Consider the following 14,440-nt stretch of genomic DNA (forward strand, 5'->3'; position numbering starts at 1 on the left):
ACCACGCGCCGCAGGAAGGCGAGTTGGTCGGCGACCACCCGCTCCCGGACTTCCGGGGTGTAGAAGTCGAAGTGCGCGACGGGGTATTCGAGCAGTTCGCCGTACGGAGCCGCCTCGGCGAGTGCGCCCGCCATCTCGGGCGTCGTCTCGGCGTCCGCGGTTCCGATGCAGACCAACAGCGGGCACGCCACCCGCTTCGCGAAATCTCCCGGGCGGTAACGCATCATCTCGATCAGCCCACGGGGCGCCACCTCGTTACGCCAGGTCGGACTCGTCAAGCCGGCGATGGCACGCTGGGCGTCCGCGCTTGCCATCACCGCGAGCTCGCCATGGGCTCCCACCGCGGGTATGTAGTGCGGCGCCAGGCCGAACATCCCCCGCAGCCAGTCACCGGCCATGACCCCGAGCAGCCGCACGGTCGACACCGTCGAGCGACCCTCGACCTTCTTGGGGAATCCGTTGAACGGAATCTGAGCGATCACCGCCGCGACGGCGGGATCGCGGGCCGCCGACGTAACCACGTGCCCACCGCCGAGCGACGTTCCCCACAGCACGACGCGATTGGCGTCGACGTGGTCGAGGCGGCGCGCGCAACCGACCGCGGCCGCGATATCGTCCAGTTGCCCGGCGATGCTGACGACTTGGCGTGGCTGCCCGCCGCTTTCGCCGAAGCTGCGGTAGTCGAACGTCATCGCGTGGAATCCGGCCGCCGCGAACGCCTCGGCGGTTGCGATCACCGACGGGGTGTCCTGCGTTCCGCCGAACCCCGTGCACAGCACAACGCACGGCCCCGACTGATCACCGGCACGCCGCACGTACCCGACGCAGTCGACCCCACCGGACTGGAACACCACCCGTTCGGTCATGTCCGCCACTGTACGTACGGGCCTACCGGCGCAGCCGGATCCGCAGGTCCTCCATCGTGTTCCGAACCACACCGAGCTGCTTGGCGACCTGGATCGGCGCCGTCCCCCCGCGCGCGTTGCGAGCGTTCACCGACCCCTCGACGGTGAGCACCTCGCGGACTTGCGGGGTGAGAGCGACGTTGATCGAGGCGAACTCGTCGTCGGTGAGTTCGTCGAGCCCGACCCCGCGTCCCTCAGCCGCCTTCACCGCGGCACCCGCGGCTTCGTGCGCAACCCGGAACGGAACGCCTTGTCGGACAAGCCATTCGGCGACATCGGTGGCCAGGGTGTAACCGGCCGGAGCCAGTGCGGCCATGCGAGCCTCGTCGAACGTCAAGGTGGCCACCAAGCCCGCGATGGCCGGGAGCAACAGTTCCAGTTGTGCCACCGAGTCGAAAACCGGTTCCTTGTCCTCCTGCAGATCGCGGTTATAGGCCAACGGCTGCGCCTTGAGAGTGGCCAGCAGACCGGTCAGGTTGCCGATCAGTCGCCCGGACTTGCCGCGGGCCAGCTCGGCGATGTCGGGGTTCTTCTTCTGCGGCATGATCGAACTGCCCGTCGACCACGAGTCATGCAGGGTGACATAGCCGAATTCGGTTGTGCTCCACAGGATGATGTCCTCGGCCAGCCGCGACAGGTCCACCCCGATCTGCGCGAAGATGAACGCCGCCTCTGCGGCGAAATCCCGTGCTGCCGTGGCGTCGACGGAGTTGTCGGCGGCCGTGGCGAACCCGAGGTCGTCGGCGATGGCATCGGGGTCCAGGCCGAGCGACGAGCCGGCAAGTGCACCCGAGCCGTATGGTGACACGGCGGTGCGATCGTCGAAGTCGGCGATTCGGTCGACGTTGCGCAACAACGGATGTGCGTGCGCGAGCAGATGGTGCGCGAGCAGGATCGGCTGAGCCGCCTGCAGATGCGTCTTGCCTGGCATGATCGCGGTCGGATGGGCGGCGGCCTGCACGGCCAACGCGTCGACCACCTGCAGCACACCTGACGCGACGCGTCGCACCGCGTCGCGCAGCCACATCCGGAAAAGCGTGGCCACTTGGTCGTTTCGCGACCGGCCTGCCCGCAGCCGGCCGCCGAGTTCTGGGCCGACGCGGTCGATCAGCCCGCGCTCGAGTGCGCCGTGCACGTCCTCGTCGGTGACGAGCGGACCGAAACTGCCGTCGGCGACGTCCTCACCCAGGCTGTCGAGACCGGCGAGCAGGCCGTCGCGCTGCTCGTCGGTGAGCAGCCCGGCACGGTGCAGCACGCGGGCGTGCGCCTTGGACGCCGTGATGTCGTACGGCGCCAACACCCAGTCGAAGTGCGTCGACTTGCTCAGCGCGGCAAGGGCATCCGACGGTCCGTCGGCGAACCGGCCGCCCCACAGCGAACCCTCGTTGGTACTCATGTCACCCTCACTGCCGTGCGAGCGTGCGCGTTTGCACGGGATTTGCGGCGTGTCGCGCAGCAGACACGCACGCTCGCGGTGATTTACAGGCCAAGGTCGCGCTTGGCGGAGATCTTGGAGCTCAGCCCGTGCACGTGCACGAAGCCCTTGGCCGAGGTCTGGTCGAAGCTGTCGCCCTCGTCGTAGGTGGCCAGGTTGAAGTCGTAGAGCGATTCGGCGCTGCGGCGGCCGTTCACCGCGATGTGCCCGCCGTGCAGCACGAGCCGGATCTCACCGCTCACGTGTTCCTGCGTGTGCTCGACGAAGGACTCCAGCGCGCGCTTGAGCGGCGAGTACCACAGGCCGTCATAGACCAGTTCGCCCCACTTCTGGTCGGTCGTGCGCTTGAACCGGCCGAGTTCGCGCTCCAGCGTGACGTGCTCGAGTTCGGTGTGGGCGGTGATGAGCACCATCGCGCCGGGCGCCTCGTAGATCTCGCGGCTCTTGATGCCAACGAGCCGGTCCTCGACCACGTCGAGCCGGCCGACGCCCTGGGCGCCGGCGCGCCGGTTGAGCTCCTCGATGGCCTGAAGCACCGTGACGGGCCTGCCGTCGATCGATACCGGAACGCCTTTCTCGAACCCGACGATGACCTCGTCGGGTGAGCTCCAGTTGACGGTGGGGTCTTCGGTGTAGTCGTAGACGTCTTTGGTCGGGGCGTTCCAGAGATGCTCCAGGAATCCGGTCTCGACCGCACGGCCCCACACGTTCTGATCGATCGAGAACGGCGAGCGCTTGGTGACGTTGATCGGGATCGCGTTCTCCTCGGCGAACGCGATGGCCTTCTCCCGGGTCCAGGCGTAGTCGCGGACCGGGGCCAGCACCTCCAGATCGGGTGCCAGTGAGGCGAAGCCGACCTCGAACCGCACCTGGTCGTTGCCCTTGCCGGTGCAGCCGTGCGCGACGATGCCGCCGCCGTGCTCGCGCGCCGCCTTGACCAGGTGCTTGACGATCAGCGGCCGGCTGATCGCTGACACCAGCGGATAGCGGTCCATGTAGAGGGCGTTCGACTTGATGGTCGGCAGGCAATACTCGTCGGCGAACTCATCGCGTGCGTCGACGACGACGGCCTCGACGGCGCCGCAGTCGAGCGCTCGCTGCCGCACGACCTCCATGTCCTCGCCGCCCTGGCCGAGGTCGATGGCGACGGCGACGACCTCGCGGCCGGTCTCCTTGCCGATCCAGCTGATCGCCACCGAAGTGTCCAGACCTCCGGAGTACGCCAGGATGACGCGTTCGGACATGTGAGCAATCTCCTTTAATTCAGCTCTGGTTCAGGTTCTCGAAGGTGCTGGCTAGCTCGGCGCCGGTCATCGGCTCCCGCGCCACCACCAGGATGGTGTCGTCGCCGGCGATGGTGCCGACCACGTAGGGCAGGGCGGCACGGTCGATGGCGCTGGCCAGGTAATGCGCAGCCCCGGGCGGCGTGCGCAGCACGGCAAGGTTAGCGCTGGCATCGGTGGAGACCAGCAACTCCCCCAACAACCGGACCACGCGTTCGGTACCACCGGAGACGCCCCGCACCGGACTGCCGTCTTCCGGCACGACGTAGACGCCCACCCCGCCGTCGGCGCCGCGCAGCTTCACCGCGCCGAGTTCCTCCAGATCGCGCGACAGCGTGGCCTGCGTTACCTCGATGCCCTCCTCGGCGAGCATCGTGGCCAGCTCGCTCTGGCTGCGCACCGAGTGCGCTGACAGCAGCGAGACGATGCGGGCCTGCCGGCCGGCTCGGGTCGCCGCGGTCATGTGGGTATCACTCGCGGTCTCATCGATTCTCCAGCAGCCACACCAGCAGCGCCTTCTGGGCATGCAGGCGGTTCTCGGCCTCGTCGAACACCGCACTCTGGGGCCCGTCGATGACGTCGTCGGTGATCTCGTGGCCCCGGTGGGCCGGAAGGCAATGCAGCACAACGGCTGCCGGGTCGGCGAGTTTGAGCAGCTCGGCGTTGACCTGGAACGGCCGGAACGGGCGCACGCGGTCCAGCCCGTCGTTCTCCTGTCCCATCGATGTCCAGGTGTCGGTCACCAGCACGTCCGCCCCGTCGGCCGCGGCGCGCGGGTCGGCGGTGAGCGTTACCGACGCCCCGGTCTCGGCGGCGCGCCGCTGCGCGGCGTCCACGAAATGCGGGTCGGGCTCGAAGCCGGCCGGGGCCGCGATCGTGACGTGGACACCCGCGGTGACGCCGCCCAGCATGAGCGAGTGCGCCATGTTGTTGGCGCCGTCGCCGAAGTAGGCCATGCGCAGACCGGACAGCTTGCCCTTGCGTTCGGCGAGCGTCTGCAGATCGGCCAGCACCTGGCACGGGTGGAACTCGTCCGACAGTGCATTGACAATCGGGACGGCGGCACCACTTGCCATGGCCGTCAACCGCTCCTGCGCGAACGTCCGCCATACGATGGCGTCGACGTAGCGCGACAGCACCGCACCGGTGTCCTCGAGCGTCTCCTCACGGCCCAGCTGGGTACTGCGGCCGTCGACGACGACCGCGTGACCGCCGAGTTGGGCGATGCCCATCTCGAACGAGAACCGCGTGCGGGTTGAGTTCTTCTCGAAGATGACCGCGACACCACGTGGACCCTCGAGCGGGCGGCGCGAGAACGGCGCCTTCTTGAGCTCGGCGGCCAATGCCAGGACGTCGGCTTGTTCGTCGGGCGACAGATCGTCGTCGCGCAGGAAATGCCTGATCATGAAACCTCCACGGCGGTGTCGAGCATGGCGGGCAGTGCGGTGAGAAACGACTCGATCTGGCCGTCGGTGATGACCAGCGGCGGGGCGAGCCGCACAACGTCGGGCGCGGCCGCGTTGACGAGGAACCCGGCATCGCGCGCCGCGGTCTCCACGCCTTTGGCCGACGGCGCGGTCAGCACGATGCCCTGCAGCATGCCTTTGCCCCGGACGTGGCCGACGAGCGGATGGTTGAGCTCCTCGATGCCGTGGCTCAGTGTCTTACCGAGCACCCCCGCGCGGGCGATCAGATCCTCGTCGGCGAGCGCCTTGAGCACGCCGAGCGCGGCGGCGGTGCACACGGGGTTGCCGCCGAACGTGCTGCCGTGCAGGCCGGGGGTGAGCAGATCACCCGTTGGGCCGACGGCCAGGCACGCGCCGATCGGCAATCCGCCGCCGAGGCCCTTGGCGAGCGTCACGATGTCCGGGGTGATGCCGTCGTGTTGGTGGGCATAGAAGGCCCCGGTACGGCCGACGCCGGTCTGCACCTCGTCGAGCACCAGCAGCGCGCCGTGTTCGGCGGTGATCTCGCGAGCCGCGACCAGATAGCCGGCCGGCGGGACGACCACGCCGCCCTCGCCCATGATCGGCTCGAGGAACACCGCTGCGGTGTCGGAGTCGACTGCGGCACGCAGTGCCGCCACATCGCCGTACGGCACGTGAGTGACGTTGCCCGGCAACGGTTCGAAAGGCGCCTGCTTGGTGGGCTGGCCGGTGAGGGCCAGCGAGCCCATCGTCCGGCCGTGGAAAGCGCCTTGTGCGGCAACGATGTTCGTCTTTCCGGTGAGCCGCGTGATCTTGAAGGCCACCTCGTTGGCCTCGGTGCCGGAGTTGCAGAAGAAGACTCGCGCCCCGGTGCCGAGATAACCGACGAGCGCCTCGGCGAGAGCGATACCCGGTTCGGTGGCGTACAGGTTCGACGTGTGCCCGAGCGTGTTGAGCTGAGCGGTGACGGCCTCGATGACCGCCGGATGCCGGTGGCCCAGCAGGTTGACCGCGATACCACCGAGCAGGTCGAGGTAATCCTTGCCGTCCGCGTCGGTCACCACGGCGCCATGACCGCTGACCAGCGCCAGCGGCGGGGTGCCGTAGTTGTTCATCATCACCGCTTGCCAGCGGTCCTGCAGGGTCATTTCACCACCTTCGTTCCGGTCCCCTCATCGGTGAAAAGCTCGACCAGCACGCAATGTTCGACGCGGCCGTCGATGACGTGCGCGCTCGGGACCCCGCCCGTCACGGCCCGCAGGCATGCCTCGATCTTGGGCACCATGCCCGATTCCAGTGACGGCAGCAGCTGCGTCAACGCGGCTGCGTCGATCTCGCTGACCAGCGAACCGCGGTCGGGCCAGTTGGTGTACAGGCCTTCGACGTCGGTGAGCATGACCAGCTTCTCGGCGCCCAGCGCCTCGGCCAGCGCCGCCGCCGCGGTGTCGGCGTTGATGTTGTGCACCACGCCGTCGGCATCGGGCGCGATGGTCGAGACGACCGGGATGCGTCCTGCCGCAATGAGATCCAGTAGCGACCCGGCGTTGACGTGCTCGACGTCGCCGACCAGGCCGATGTCGGTGGCCACCCCGTCAACCGTCACACTGCGCCGGACCGCGGTGAACAGGTGCGCGTCCTCTCCGGTGACGCCGACGGCGTACGGGCCGTGGGCGTTGATGAGTCCGACCAGTTCCCGGCCGACCTGGCCGAACAGCACCATGCGCGCGACGTCGAGCACCTCGGGCGTGGTGACCCGGAAGCCGCCCTTGAAATCGCCTGAGATTCCGAGCCTTTTGAGCATCGCACTGATCTGCGGGCCGCCACCGTGCACCACCACCGGGTGGATGCCGCAGTTGCGCAGGAACACCATGTCGGCTGCGAACGCGGCCTTGAGCGTGTCGTCGGTCATGGCGTTCCCGCCGTACTTCACCACCACGATCTTGCCGTGCAATTGCTTGAGCCACGGCAGGGCCGCGGCGAGCACGTGGGCCTTGACCCCGCGCTCGATGGCTGGTGTGCTCATGAGCTGTACGCCGAATTCTCTTCGACGTAGCCGTGGGACAGATCCGTGGTGCGGATGGAGGCTTGACCCGATCCCGACGCGAGGTCGACGACGACTGCGATGTCTTCGCCCGACAGATCGACGTCGCGCGCTCCGGGAGCCCCGGTACCGTCGATGCACACCGGGAAACCGTTGAAGGACACGCTGATCCGCTCCGGGTCGAGGGTCACCGGGGCGATGCCGACCGCGGCCAGCACCCGCCCCCAGTTCGGGTCCGAACCGAACAGTGCGGTTTTGACCAGGCTGTCACGCGCGATCGTGCGGGCCGCGACGAGTGCCTCGTCCTCGGAAACCGCGCCGGTGACGGTGACCGTGACGCGTTTGGTGACACCTTCGGCGTCGGCCTGCAGCTGGGCACACAAGTCGTCGCACACCCGCAGCACCGCGGCGTCGAGATCGGCTTGGCTCGGCGCGATTTCGCTCGCCCCGGACGCCAGCAACAACACGGTGTCGTTGGTCGAGCAACTACCGTCGACGTCCAGCCGGTCGAAGGTGAGCGCGGCGGCGCGGCGCAGCGCCGTATCGAGGGCTTCGGGGCTTGCGACCGCGTCCGTCGTGAGCACGCACAGCATGGTGGCCAGCGACGGCGCGAGCATGCCAGCGCCCTTGGCCATGCCGCCCACCGTCCAGTTCTCCCCCGAGGCCACGGAATGGTGCAGCGCAACCTGTTTCGGCACGGTGTCGGTGGTCATGATGGCCCGGGCGGCATCGTCACCGCCGCTGAGGCCGCCAGCGAGTTCGTGCACGATCTCGGTGACCCCGGCCAGCATCTTGTCCATCGGCAGCCGGTCACCGATCAGGCCCGTCGAGCACACCGCCACCTCGACCGCGCCGGTCTCGGTGCCCCAGTCGCTCAGGGCGGCGGCCACAGCCTCGGCAGTCGCATGGGTGTCCTGGAAACCGAGCGGGCCGGTACAGGCGTTGGCACCACCGGAGTTCAGGATGACGGCGCGCAACCTGCCGGTGGTCAGCACCTGCTTAGTCCACAACACCGGTGCGGCCTTGACCTTGTTGCGGGTCAGCACACCGGCCGCGGCGTAGTCGGGCCCCTCGTTGAATACGAGCGCGAGGTCGTGAGCACCGGACGCTTTGATACCGGCGGCGATGCCCGCGGCACGGAATCCCGCCGGTGCGGTCACGCCCTGCGTACGGACCAGCTTGGTGTCCGACGTCGCCTGCGAGCTCACGGTGCCACCCCCACGATCGACAGTCCTTCGGTCTCCGGCCAGCCCAGCGCGAGGTTCATCGACTGCACCGCCGCGCCACCGGTGCCCTTCACCAGATTGTCGATCGCGGCGATCGCGACGAGTGTCTGCGCTTCAACATCCAAGGCCACGGCGAGCTGGGCGGCGTTGCTGCCGATCACCGATCCGGTCTTCGGTAGCTGACCTTCGGGCAGCAAGTGAATGAACGGCTCTGCGTCATAGGCCTTTTCGTAGGCCGCCCGGATCTCCGACGTGGTGGCCGATGTCCGCGCCGTGCACGTGGCAAGGATTCCGCGGGATGCCGGGATGAGCACGGGCGTGAACGAGACGGTCACCTTCTTGCTCGTGACGGCCCGCAAGCCCTGCGCGATCTCGGGCGTGTGCCGATGCGTGCCACCGACGTTGTAGGCGCGTGCGGAGCCGATGACCTCAGAACCGAGCAGATCGACCCTGGCCGACTTGCCCGCCCCCGACGTGCCGCTGACGGCCACCACGGTGACGGCGGGCTCGACAAGGTCGGCGGCAACTGCGGGCAGCATGGCCAGGAGTGCGGCGGTCGGATAGCAACCAGGCACCGCGACCCGCTTCGCGCCGCGCAACCGGTCCCGCGCACCGGGCAGTTCGGGCAGCCCGTACGGCCAGCTGCCGGCGTGCGCCGAGCCGTAGAACCGCTCCCAGTCGGATGCGTCGGTGAGCCGGAAGTCCGCGCCACAGTCCACGATCAGGGTGTCGGGGCCGAGTTGCTCGGCCAGGGCCGCCGAGTGTCCGTGCGGCAGCGCCAGGAACACCACGTCATGGCCGGCGAGCACCGACACGTCGGTGTTCTCCAGCACCCGCGACGCCAGTGGCAGCAGGTGCGGGTGGTGTTCGGCCAGGCTCGTGCCCGCGCTGGACGCCGCGGTCAGCGCTCCGATGGTCAGCCGGCCATCGGCGTAGGCGGGGTGGCCGAGGAGCAACCGCAGGATCTCGCCACCCGCATAACCGCTGGCGCCCGCCACCGCTACAGATGTCATGCAGCGATTCTGCATTGTTATGCATGCGAACGCAAACTCATTAATATCGGGGCAAACGGAAGCGCTCAGCCCAGCGTGAGGTCCGGCACGAGCTCGTGCACACCGTCGGCGGTCGCCCCGAGCGCCGTCGACAACCGCCAGGCCACCTCCCGCACCCGGCAGCCGATCTCAGCCATCCGCTCCGGGTTCATCCGCACCGCGGGAACCGACGCGCCGACCGCACCGACCACCCGCTGCGTGTGGTCGAACACCGGTGCCGCCACCGCGCAGATGCCCACGGTGCGTTGCCCGTTCGATTCGGCATAGCCACGGGTGCGCGTTTCGACGAGCTCACGCTCGATGTCGGCCCGAGCGGTCACCGTGCTCGGTGTCAGCTGATCGATCGGCTCGGCGAGGTGGCGTGCCCGTTCGGCGTCGGGAAGCGCGCACAGAATCGCCTTACCCGGCCCGCCGTACGCGAGCCTGATGGGCACGCCGATATCGGTGTAGGTGCGGCGCAGTTCCTGATGGCTCTCGACCTGGGCTGCCACGATCCGTTGCCCGGACTGCAGTAGCTCGTGCAGTCCGATGGTCTCGTCGAACTCGTCGCGAAGCTCGGTCATGAACGGCAGGGCGGCCTCCCGCAGCGTGCGTGGCATGGCGCCCGAGTTGGCCAGCTGCAGCAGGAACGGGCCGAGCCCGTAGCGCTTCGTCCCGGTCTGCCTGATCAGGTGGTTCTCCTGCATCGCGGCGAGCAAGCGGTGCACCGTGCTGGTCGAAAGTCCCGTCGAGCGAGCGATTTCGCTGATGCCGAGCTCGGGTCTGCGCCCGTCGAAACACCGCAGGATCGCGACTGCGCGGTCGATCGACTGCACCCCGTTTCGCCTGGGTTCGGCCCGGTCCCCACCCATTTCCCCGCCCGTCGTCACGCCCAACATCTTCCACTCCTTCCGCCCGGCGCCGAGAGGGACTCCACCCTTCGGTCAGTGACACGTATCGCACGTTGGGGTTGACGTGACTTCAGTCACGGCCGTAACCTTTCCGCACAGCGCAAAACATATCCCACAATGCGGGAAGGATCAATGCGACCACTCAGCGGATTCCGAGTCCTCGACCTGACCAGATTTCTGTCGGGTCCCTACTGCACGATGGTTCTGGCCGAACTCGGTGCCGACGTCATCAAGATCGAGCAGCCCGGCACGGGCGACGATTCACGGCGCATGGCACCGAAGGTGAACGGCGAGAGCTATCCGTTCGCGATGCCCAACCGAAGCAAGCGGTCCGTGGCTCTCGACCTCAAGTCCGAGCGCGGCCGGGAACTGTTCCTCGAGCTGGCGGCCGGAGCCGACCTCGTGATCGAGAATTTCCGGCCCGGAGTCGCGACGCGCCTCGGCATCGACTACGACGCGCTGCGCGCGCTGCGCGAGGACATCCTGTACTGCTCGATCAGCGGATTCGGGCAGACCGGCCCCTACCGGGACCGGCCGGGGTTCGACATCATGGCCCAGGGCATCGGTGGCTTCCTGCGGATGACCGGGCATCCCGACGGCAAGCCCACCAAGGTCGGCATCGCGATCAACGACATCGCCGCGGGCGCCACCGCGATCTACTCGATCCTCGCCGCGGAGTTGAACCGGCGGCAGACCGGTTCCGGGCAGTACATCGACATCTCACTCGTCGACGCCGGGCTGGCATGGACGGTGTGGGAGTCGGGGGCCTACTTCGGCGATGGCGAGATGCCGGCGCAGACCGGCACCCGGCACCGTCGCTCCGCCCCGTACCAGGCGTATCGGACCGCCGACGGCTACGTCACGATCGGGGCCAACACCGATCGGCTGTGGCTGCGGCTCATCAACGACGTCCTCAAGCGACCGGACTGGGCCGACGACCGCCGCTTCGTCGATCTGCCGGCCCGGATGGCACATCTCGACGAACTCGAAGCGGAGATCGAGGCCATCACCACCACCCTTCCGACGAGCGCGTGGGTCGACCGGCTCGACTCCGCCGGCGTACCTGGCGGCCCGGTGCTGACCTACGACGAGACCCTCGACGACCCGCACGTGCAGGCCCGCGGCATGATCGTCGACCTCGAGCACCCGATCATCGGCCCGATGCGGACCATCGCACCGCCGACGAGGTTCTCCGAGCTCGATTTCAGCGTGCGCTCCCCCGCGCCCTGGCTGGGACAGCACACTGCATCCGTCCTGGCGGAACTCGGCGTCGATCGCGACGAGATCGACCGCCTGTTCTCCGACGGCATCCTCTACGACGCCCACCCAGAACTTCAGGAAGGACGATCCGCATGAGCGACAAAACCATTCGCGTCGAGCGCGACACCGAGACCCCGAGCATCGCCACCGTCGTACTGAGCAATCCCGACAGCCACAACGCGATCTCGCTCGGCATGTACCAGCGCATCCCCGAGGTGTTCGCAGAACTCGATGCCGATCCGGAGGTCAAGGTTGTCGTCGTGCGCGGCGAGGGCACGCGAAGCTTCGCGTCCGGCGCCGACATCAGCGAGTTCGAGCAGGTGCGCGGCAACAGTGAATCGGCCAAGGCCTACAACGAGCAGGTCGCGGCTGCCGAGCATGCCGTCGAGGGCTGCACCAAACCGACCATCGCGATGGTGCACGGCTACTGCATCGGTGGAGGCTGCGGGCTGGCACTGGCCTGTGACCTCCGATTCGCCGACGAACGGTCCCGCTTCGGGATCACGCCGGCCAAGCTCGGTCTGGTCTACAGCCTGGAATCCACCAAGCGCCTCGTCGACGTCGTCGGCCCGTCCCGCGCGAAGTGGATCCTGTTCTCCGGTCAGCACATCTACGCCGACGACTCCCTGCGCCTCGGCCTCATCGACGAGCTCGTGCCTGCCGAGGATCTGGAGAAGCACACCTACGAGTTCGCCCGCCTCGTCACCACCCGCGCACAGTTCAGCGTGCGGTCGTCGAAGCGGATCGTCGAACTCGTGCTCGGCGGGCAGAGCGCCGACGACGAAGTCACCGTAGACATCCGCAATTCGTCGTTCGACACCGACGACTACGCCGAAGGCGTGCGGTCGTTCCTGGAGAAGCGCCCGCCGAGGTTCACCTGGTCATGACCACAACCGACCCACTGCGCACCACCGCGGATCCGGTCGCGGCCGCCCGCTACGCGGCCGAGGTCGCCGAGCCGAAGTTCGGTCAGTACTTCCTGATTCACTTCCTCGGACTGTCGATCGCCTACCAAGACGACGAACAGTCCTGCACCGTGCACCTGCCGTTCGCCCACCATCTGTGCAACGCCGGCGGCGGCGTGCACGGGGGCGTGCTGTCCACGGTGCTCGACATCTCGATGGGCCATGCGTGCAATCGCTACCTGTCCGCCGGTTCGACCATCGAGATGCAGATGAGATTTCTGCGCCCGGTCACCTCCGACGTGAGCTGCACCGGACGGATCGTTCACGGCGGTCGCCGCGTCGTCCAGCTGGAATCTCGCATGCACGACGACGCCGGGCGGCTTGTCGCGACAGCCAACGGCTCCTGGTTCCGCCACCCCACCACTCAATCTCAATGAGGAGAAACAACCATGCGACTGAAGAGTAGGCCGAAAAGCATCTTCGCCGCGCTGGTCGCTGCCACCGCTCTGGTGCTGTCGGCCTGTAGCGGCGCCGGGAGCGGCGGCGAGTCCGCCGAAAGCTATCCGTCCGAGAACCTCGACTGGACAATCGCATTCGGCCCGGGTGGCGGCAACGACCTGATGGCGCGCAAGCTCGTCCAGGTCATCCAGGAGGAGAACCTCTACCCCGCCGACATCTCCGTCGAGAACCGGGAAGGCGGAAGCGGCGCCACCGGGTGGGGATACCTGCTCAGCAATCGCGGAAGCGGCTACGACGTGTCCACCACGTCGGGTTCGTTCCTGACGACCCCGCTGCAGGCCAATCCGGGCTGGACCTACAAGGACTTCACCCACGTGGGTCTGCTCGCCACCGACGATGCACTGCTGCTCGTCGACGGCAAGAGCGACGTCAAGACGTTCGAGGACTGGGTCGCCTACGCCAAGAACAAGGGCACCGTCGTCGTCGGTGGAATCGGCACGGTCAACGTCGACTTCATCCTGCAGTCGATCATCGCCGAACACGCCGGCTACGAGATCGAGTACGTGCCCTACAACGAGGAGGGCCAGGTCCAGACGTCGCTGCTGTCAGGTGCACTCGACGCGATGATCTCCAACCCCGGTTCGATCCTGGGACAGGTGGAGTCCGGTGACATGCGGCCACTGCTGTTCACCGGAAACGAGCGGCTCGCGGCACTGCCCGACGTTCCGACCGGTGAAGAAAAGGGCATGACGGACCTGCCGTCCATGCCGCGCGGCTTGATCCTCCCCCCGGACGCACCCGACTACGCACGGGACTGGTGGATCAAGACGATGCAGCAGGTGGTCAAGAGTGAGCAGTGGGCCAAGTTCCTCGCCGACAACCACCTCACCCGTGACGAGCGCTGGGGTGCGGACTTCACCACCTACCTCGACAAGACCACGGCCGAATTCGAGTCCACGCTGAAAGAGCAGGGCGCGCTATGACGGCCACGACGCCCGCGACAACACAGCTGAACGTGTCAGCCCCGGTGGCTTCGACCCCTCGGCACAAGCGCGTGCACAACTGGCCCAAGCTGGCGTTCCTCGGTGTGCTGCTGATCGGTTTCGCGTTCTACACCGAGATGGCGATGGGCATGGAGTGGCGCACCGTCGCCGGGCGTATCGGCCCCGGGTTCTTTCCCCGGATCCTCGGCGTCACGGCGATCGCGGTGACCGCGATCGCTCTGATCCGCGAGTTCTTCTCGCGGCCAAGCGAAAAGCCTTCGTCGGCGGCCGAGGCCGCCGACGAGGCCGCCGAACCCGACGTCGGCCGCCACCCGCTCGCGCTCGTCGCGTTCGTCGTCGCCGCGACCGCGTTCGTCGCGCTGTTCGGCATCCTCGGCGCCGCGGTGTCGGGTGTGCTGTTCCTCGGTGTGACCCTGTGGTTCCTCGACCGTGAACACCACGTCCGCGCGTTGATCATCGCGGTCGCCGTCCCCGTCCTGCTGTACCTGGCATTCGAGACCGGCCTGAACGCCGGTCTGCCGCAGGGCATTCTGCCGATCGGCTGAGGAGCGAC

General features: G+C 67.8%; 15 protein-coding genes. 5 read left to right on the forward strand and 10 right to left on the reverse strand.

Features of this window, described 5'->3' with window-relative positions; all coding sequences use genetic code 11:
- From ACRCUN_RS19815 to ACRCUN_RS19860, 10 genes are all read right to left on the reverse strand, one after another.
- A partial coding sequence (locus ACRCUN_RS19815; protein WP_462143339.1) for an alpha/beta hydrolase occupies nucleotides 1–866 on the reverse strand: 866 nt, incomplete at its 3' end.
- A 22-nt stretch (nucleotides 867–888) separates the two neighbouring features.
- Nucleotides 889–2,301, reverse strand: a complete 1,413-nt coding sequence (gene argH / locus ACRCUN_RS19820; protein WP_462143340.1) for an argininosuccinate lyase — start codon at nucleotides 2,299–2,301, stop codon at nucleotides 889–891.
- A gap of 83 nt (nucleotides 2,302–2,384) precedes the next feature.
- On the reverse strand, nucleotides 2,385–3,584 hold the full coding sequence (locus ACRCUN_RS19825; RefSeq protein ID WP_462143341.1) for an argininosuccinate synthase: 1,200 nt from the start codon (nucleotides 3,582–3,584) through the stop codon (nucleotides 2,385–2,387).
- Between the two features lie 19 nt (nucleotides 3,585–3,603).
- Complete coding sequence (locus ACRCUN_RS19830; protein ID WP_462143342.1) at nucleotides 3,604–4,149, reverse strand: arginine repressor; 546 nt, start codon at nucleotides 4,147–4,149, stop codon at nucleotides 3,604–3,606.
- Nucleotides 4,106–5,029, reverse strand: a complete 924-nt coding sequence (gene argF, locus ACRCUN_RS19835) for an ornithine carbamoyltransferase (RefSeq protein ID WP_462143343.1) — start codon at nucleotides 5,027–5,029, stop codon at nucleotides 4,106–4,108. The genes ACRCUN_RS19830 and argF overlap by 44 nt, the downstream gene beginning before the upstream one ends.
- A complete protein-coding gene (locus ACRCUN_RS19840; protein WP_462143344.1) occupies nucleotides 5,026–6,198 on the reverse strand; it encodes an acetylornithine transaminase in 1,173 nt (390 codons plus the stop codon). The genes argF and ACRCUN_RS19840 overlap by 4 nt, the downstream gene beginning before the upstream one ends.
- Nucleotides 6,195–7,073: an acetylglutamate kinase gene (gene argB, locus ACRCUN_RS19845; protein WP_462143345.1), complete on the reverse strand. Its 879-nt coding sequence runs from the start codon at nucleotides 7,071–7,073 to the stop codon at nucleotides 6,195–6,197. Before argB ends, ACRCUN_RS19840 begins: the two co-directional genes overlap by 4 nt.
- Nucleotides 7,070–8,299, reverse strand: a complete 1,230-nt coding sequence (gene argJ / locus ACRCUN_RS19850) for a bifunctional glutamate N-acetyltransferase/amino-acid acetyltransferase ArgJ (protein WP_462143346.1) — start codon at nucleotides 8,297–8,299, stop codon at nucleotides 7,070–7,072. Before argJ ends, argB begins: the two co-directional genes overlap by 4 nt.
- Complete coding sequence (gene argC, locus ACRCUN_RS19855) at nucleotides 8,296–9,345, reverse strand: N-acetyl-gamma-glutamyl-phosphate reductase (protein ID WP_462143347.1); 1,050 nt, start codon at nucleotides 9,343–9,345, stop codon at nucleotides 8,296–8,298. The genes argJ and argC overlap by 4 nt, the downstream gene beginning before the upstream one ends.
- A gap of 50 nt (nucleotides 9,346–9,395) precedes the next feature.
- A complete protein-coding gene (locus tag ACRCUN_RS19860) occupies nucleotides 9,396–10,247 on the reverse strand; it encodes an IclR family transcriptional regulator (RefSeq protein ID WP_462143348.1) in 852 nt (283 codons plus the stop codon).
- 144 nt (nucleotides 10,248–10,391) lie between these two features.
- On the opposite strand from ACRCUN_RS19860, the gene ACRCUN_RS19865 reads away from it, so the two are divergent.
- Genes ACRCUN_RS19865 through ACRCUN_RS19885 form a run of 5 tightly spaced genes read left to right on the forward strand, consistent with a single transcriptional unit; the run spans nucleotide 10,392 to nucleotide 14,432 of the window.
- Complete coding sequence (locus ACRCUN_RS19865) at nucleotides 10,392–11,615, forward strand: CaiB/BaiF CoA transferase family protein (RefSeq protein WP_462143349.1); 1,224 nt, start codon at nucleotides 10,392–10,394, stop codon at nucleotides 11,613–11,615.
- On the forward strand, nucleotides 11,612–12,406 hold the full coding sequence (locus tag ACRCUN_RS19870) for an enoyl-CoA hydratase-related protein (RefSeq protein ID WP_462143350.1): 795 nt from the start codon (nucleotides 11,612–11,614) through the stop codon (nucleotides 12,404–12,406). The genes ACRCUN_RS19865 and ACRCUN_RS19870 overlap by 4 nt, the downstream gene beginning before the upstream one ends.
- Nucleotides 12,403–12,861 (forward strand): PaaI family thioesterase, encoded by a 459-nt coding sequence (locus ACRCUN_RS19875; protein WP_462143351.1) that lies wholly within the window; start codon nucleotides 12,403–12,405, stop codon nucleotides 12,859–12,861. The genes ACRCUN_RS19870 and ACRCUN_RS19875 overlap by 4 nt, the downstream gene beginning before the upstream one ends.
- Before the next feature lie 12 nt (nucleotides 12,862–12,873).
- A complete protein-coding gene (locus ACRCUN_RS19880) occupies nucleotides 12,874–13,866 on the forward strand; it encodes a tripartite tricarboxylate transporter substrate binding protein (RefSeq protein WP_462143352.1) in 993 nt (330 codons plus the stop codon).
- A complete protein-coding gene (locus ACRCUN_RS19885) occupies nucleotides 13,863–14,432 on the forward strand; it encodes a tripartite tricarboxylate transporter TctB family protein (RefSeq protein ID WP_462143353.1) in 570 nt (189 codons plus the stop codon). Before ACRCUN_RS19880 ends, ACRCUN_RS19885 begins: the two co-directional genes overlap by 4 nt.
- Nucleotides 14,433–14,440: the final 8 nt, after the last annotated feature.

This window comes from Mycobacterium venezuelense (assembly GCF_054919535.1).

Bases quoted from the DNA above. Each gene is read 5' to 3' on its own strand.
- argH (WP_462143340.1), bottom strand. From the start codon at position 2,301: ATGAGTACCAACGAGGGTTCGCTGTGGGGCGGCCGGTTCGCCGACGGA.
- ACRCUN_RS19825 (WP_462143341.1), bottom strand. From the start codon at position 3,584: ATGTCCGAACGCGTCATCCTGGCGTACTCCGGAGGTCTGGACACTTCG.
- ACRCUN_RS19830 (WP_462143342.1), bottom strand. From the start codon at position 4,149: ATGCCCAGAAGGCGCTGCTGGTGTGGCTGCTGGAGAATCGATGAGACC.
- argF (WP_462143343.1), bottom strand. From the start codon at position 5,029: ATGATCAGGCATTTCCTGCGCGACGACGATCTGTCGCCCGACGAACAA.
- ACRCUN_RS19840 (WP_462143344.1), bottom strand. From the start codon at position 6,198: ATGACCCTGCAGGACCGCTGGCAAGCGGTGATGATGAACAACTACGGC.
- argB (WP_462143345.1), bottom strand. From the start codon at position 7,073: ATGAGCACACCAGCCATCGAGCGCGGGGTCAAGGCCCACGTGCTCGCC.
- argC (WP_462143347.1), bottom strand. From the start codon at position 9,345: ATGCAGAATCGCTGCATGACATCTGTAGCGGTGGCGGGCGCCAGCGGT.
- ACRCUN_RS19860 (WP_462143348.1), bottom strand. From the start codon at position 10,247: ATGTTGGGCGTGACGACGGGCGGGGAAATGGGTGGGGACCGGGCCGAA.
- ACRCUN_RS19865 (WP_462143349.1), top strand. From the start codon at position 10,392: ATGCGACCACTCAGCGGATTCCGAGTCCTCGACCTGACCAGATTTCTG.
- ACRCUN_RS19870 (WP_462143350.1), top strand. From the start codon at position 11,612: ATGAGCGACAAAACCATTCGCGTCGAGCGCGACACCGAGACCCCGAGC.
- ACRCUN_RS19875 (WP_462143351.1), top strand. From the start codon at position 12,403: ATGACCACAACCGACCCACTGCGCACCACCGCGGATCCGGTCGCGGCC.
- ACRCUN_RS19880 (WP_462143352.1), top strand. From the start codon at position 12,874: ATGCGACTGAAGAGTAGGCCGAAAAGCATCTTCGCCGCGCTGGTCGCT.
- ACRCUN_RS19885 (WP_462143353.1), top strand. From the start codon at position 13,863: ATGACGGCCACGACGCCCGCGACAACACAGCTGAACGTGTCAGCCCCG.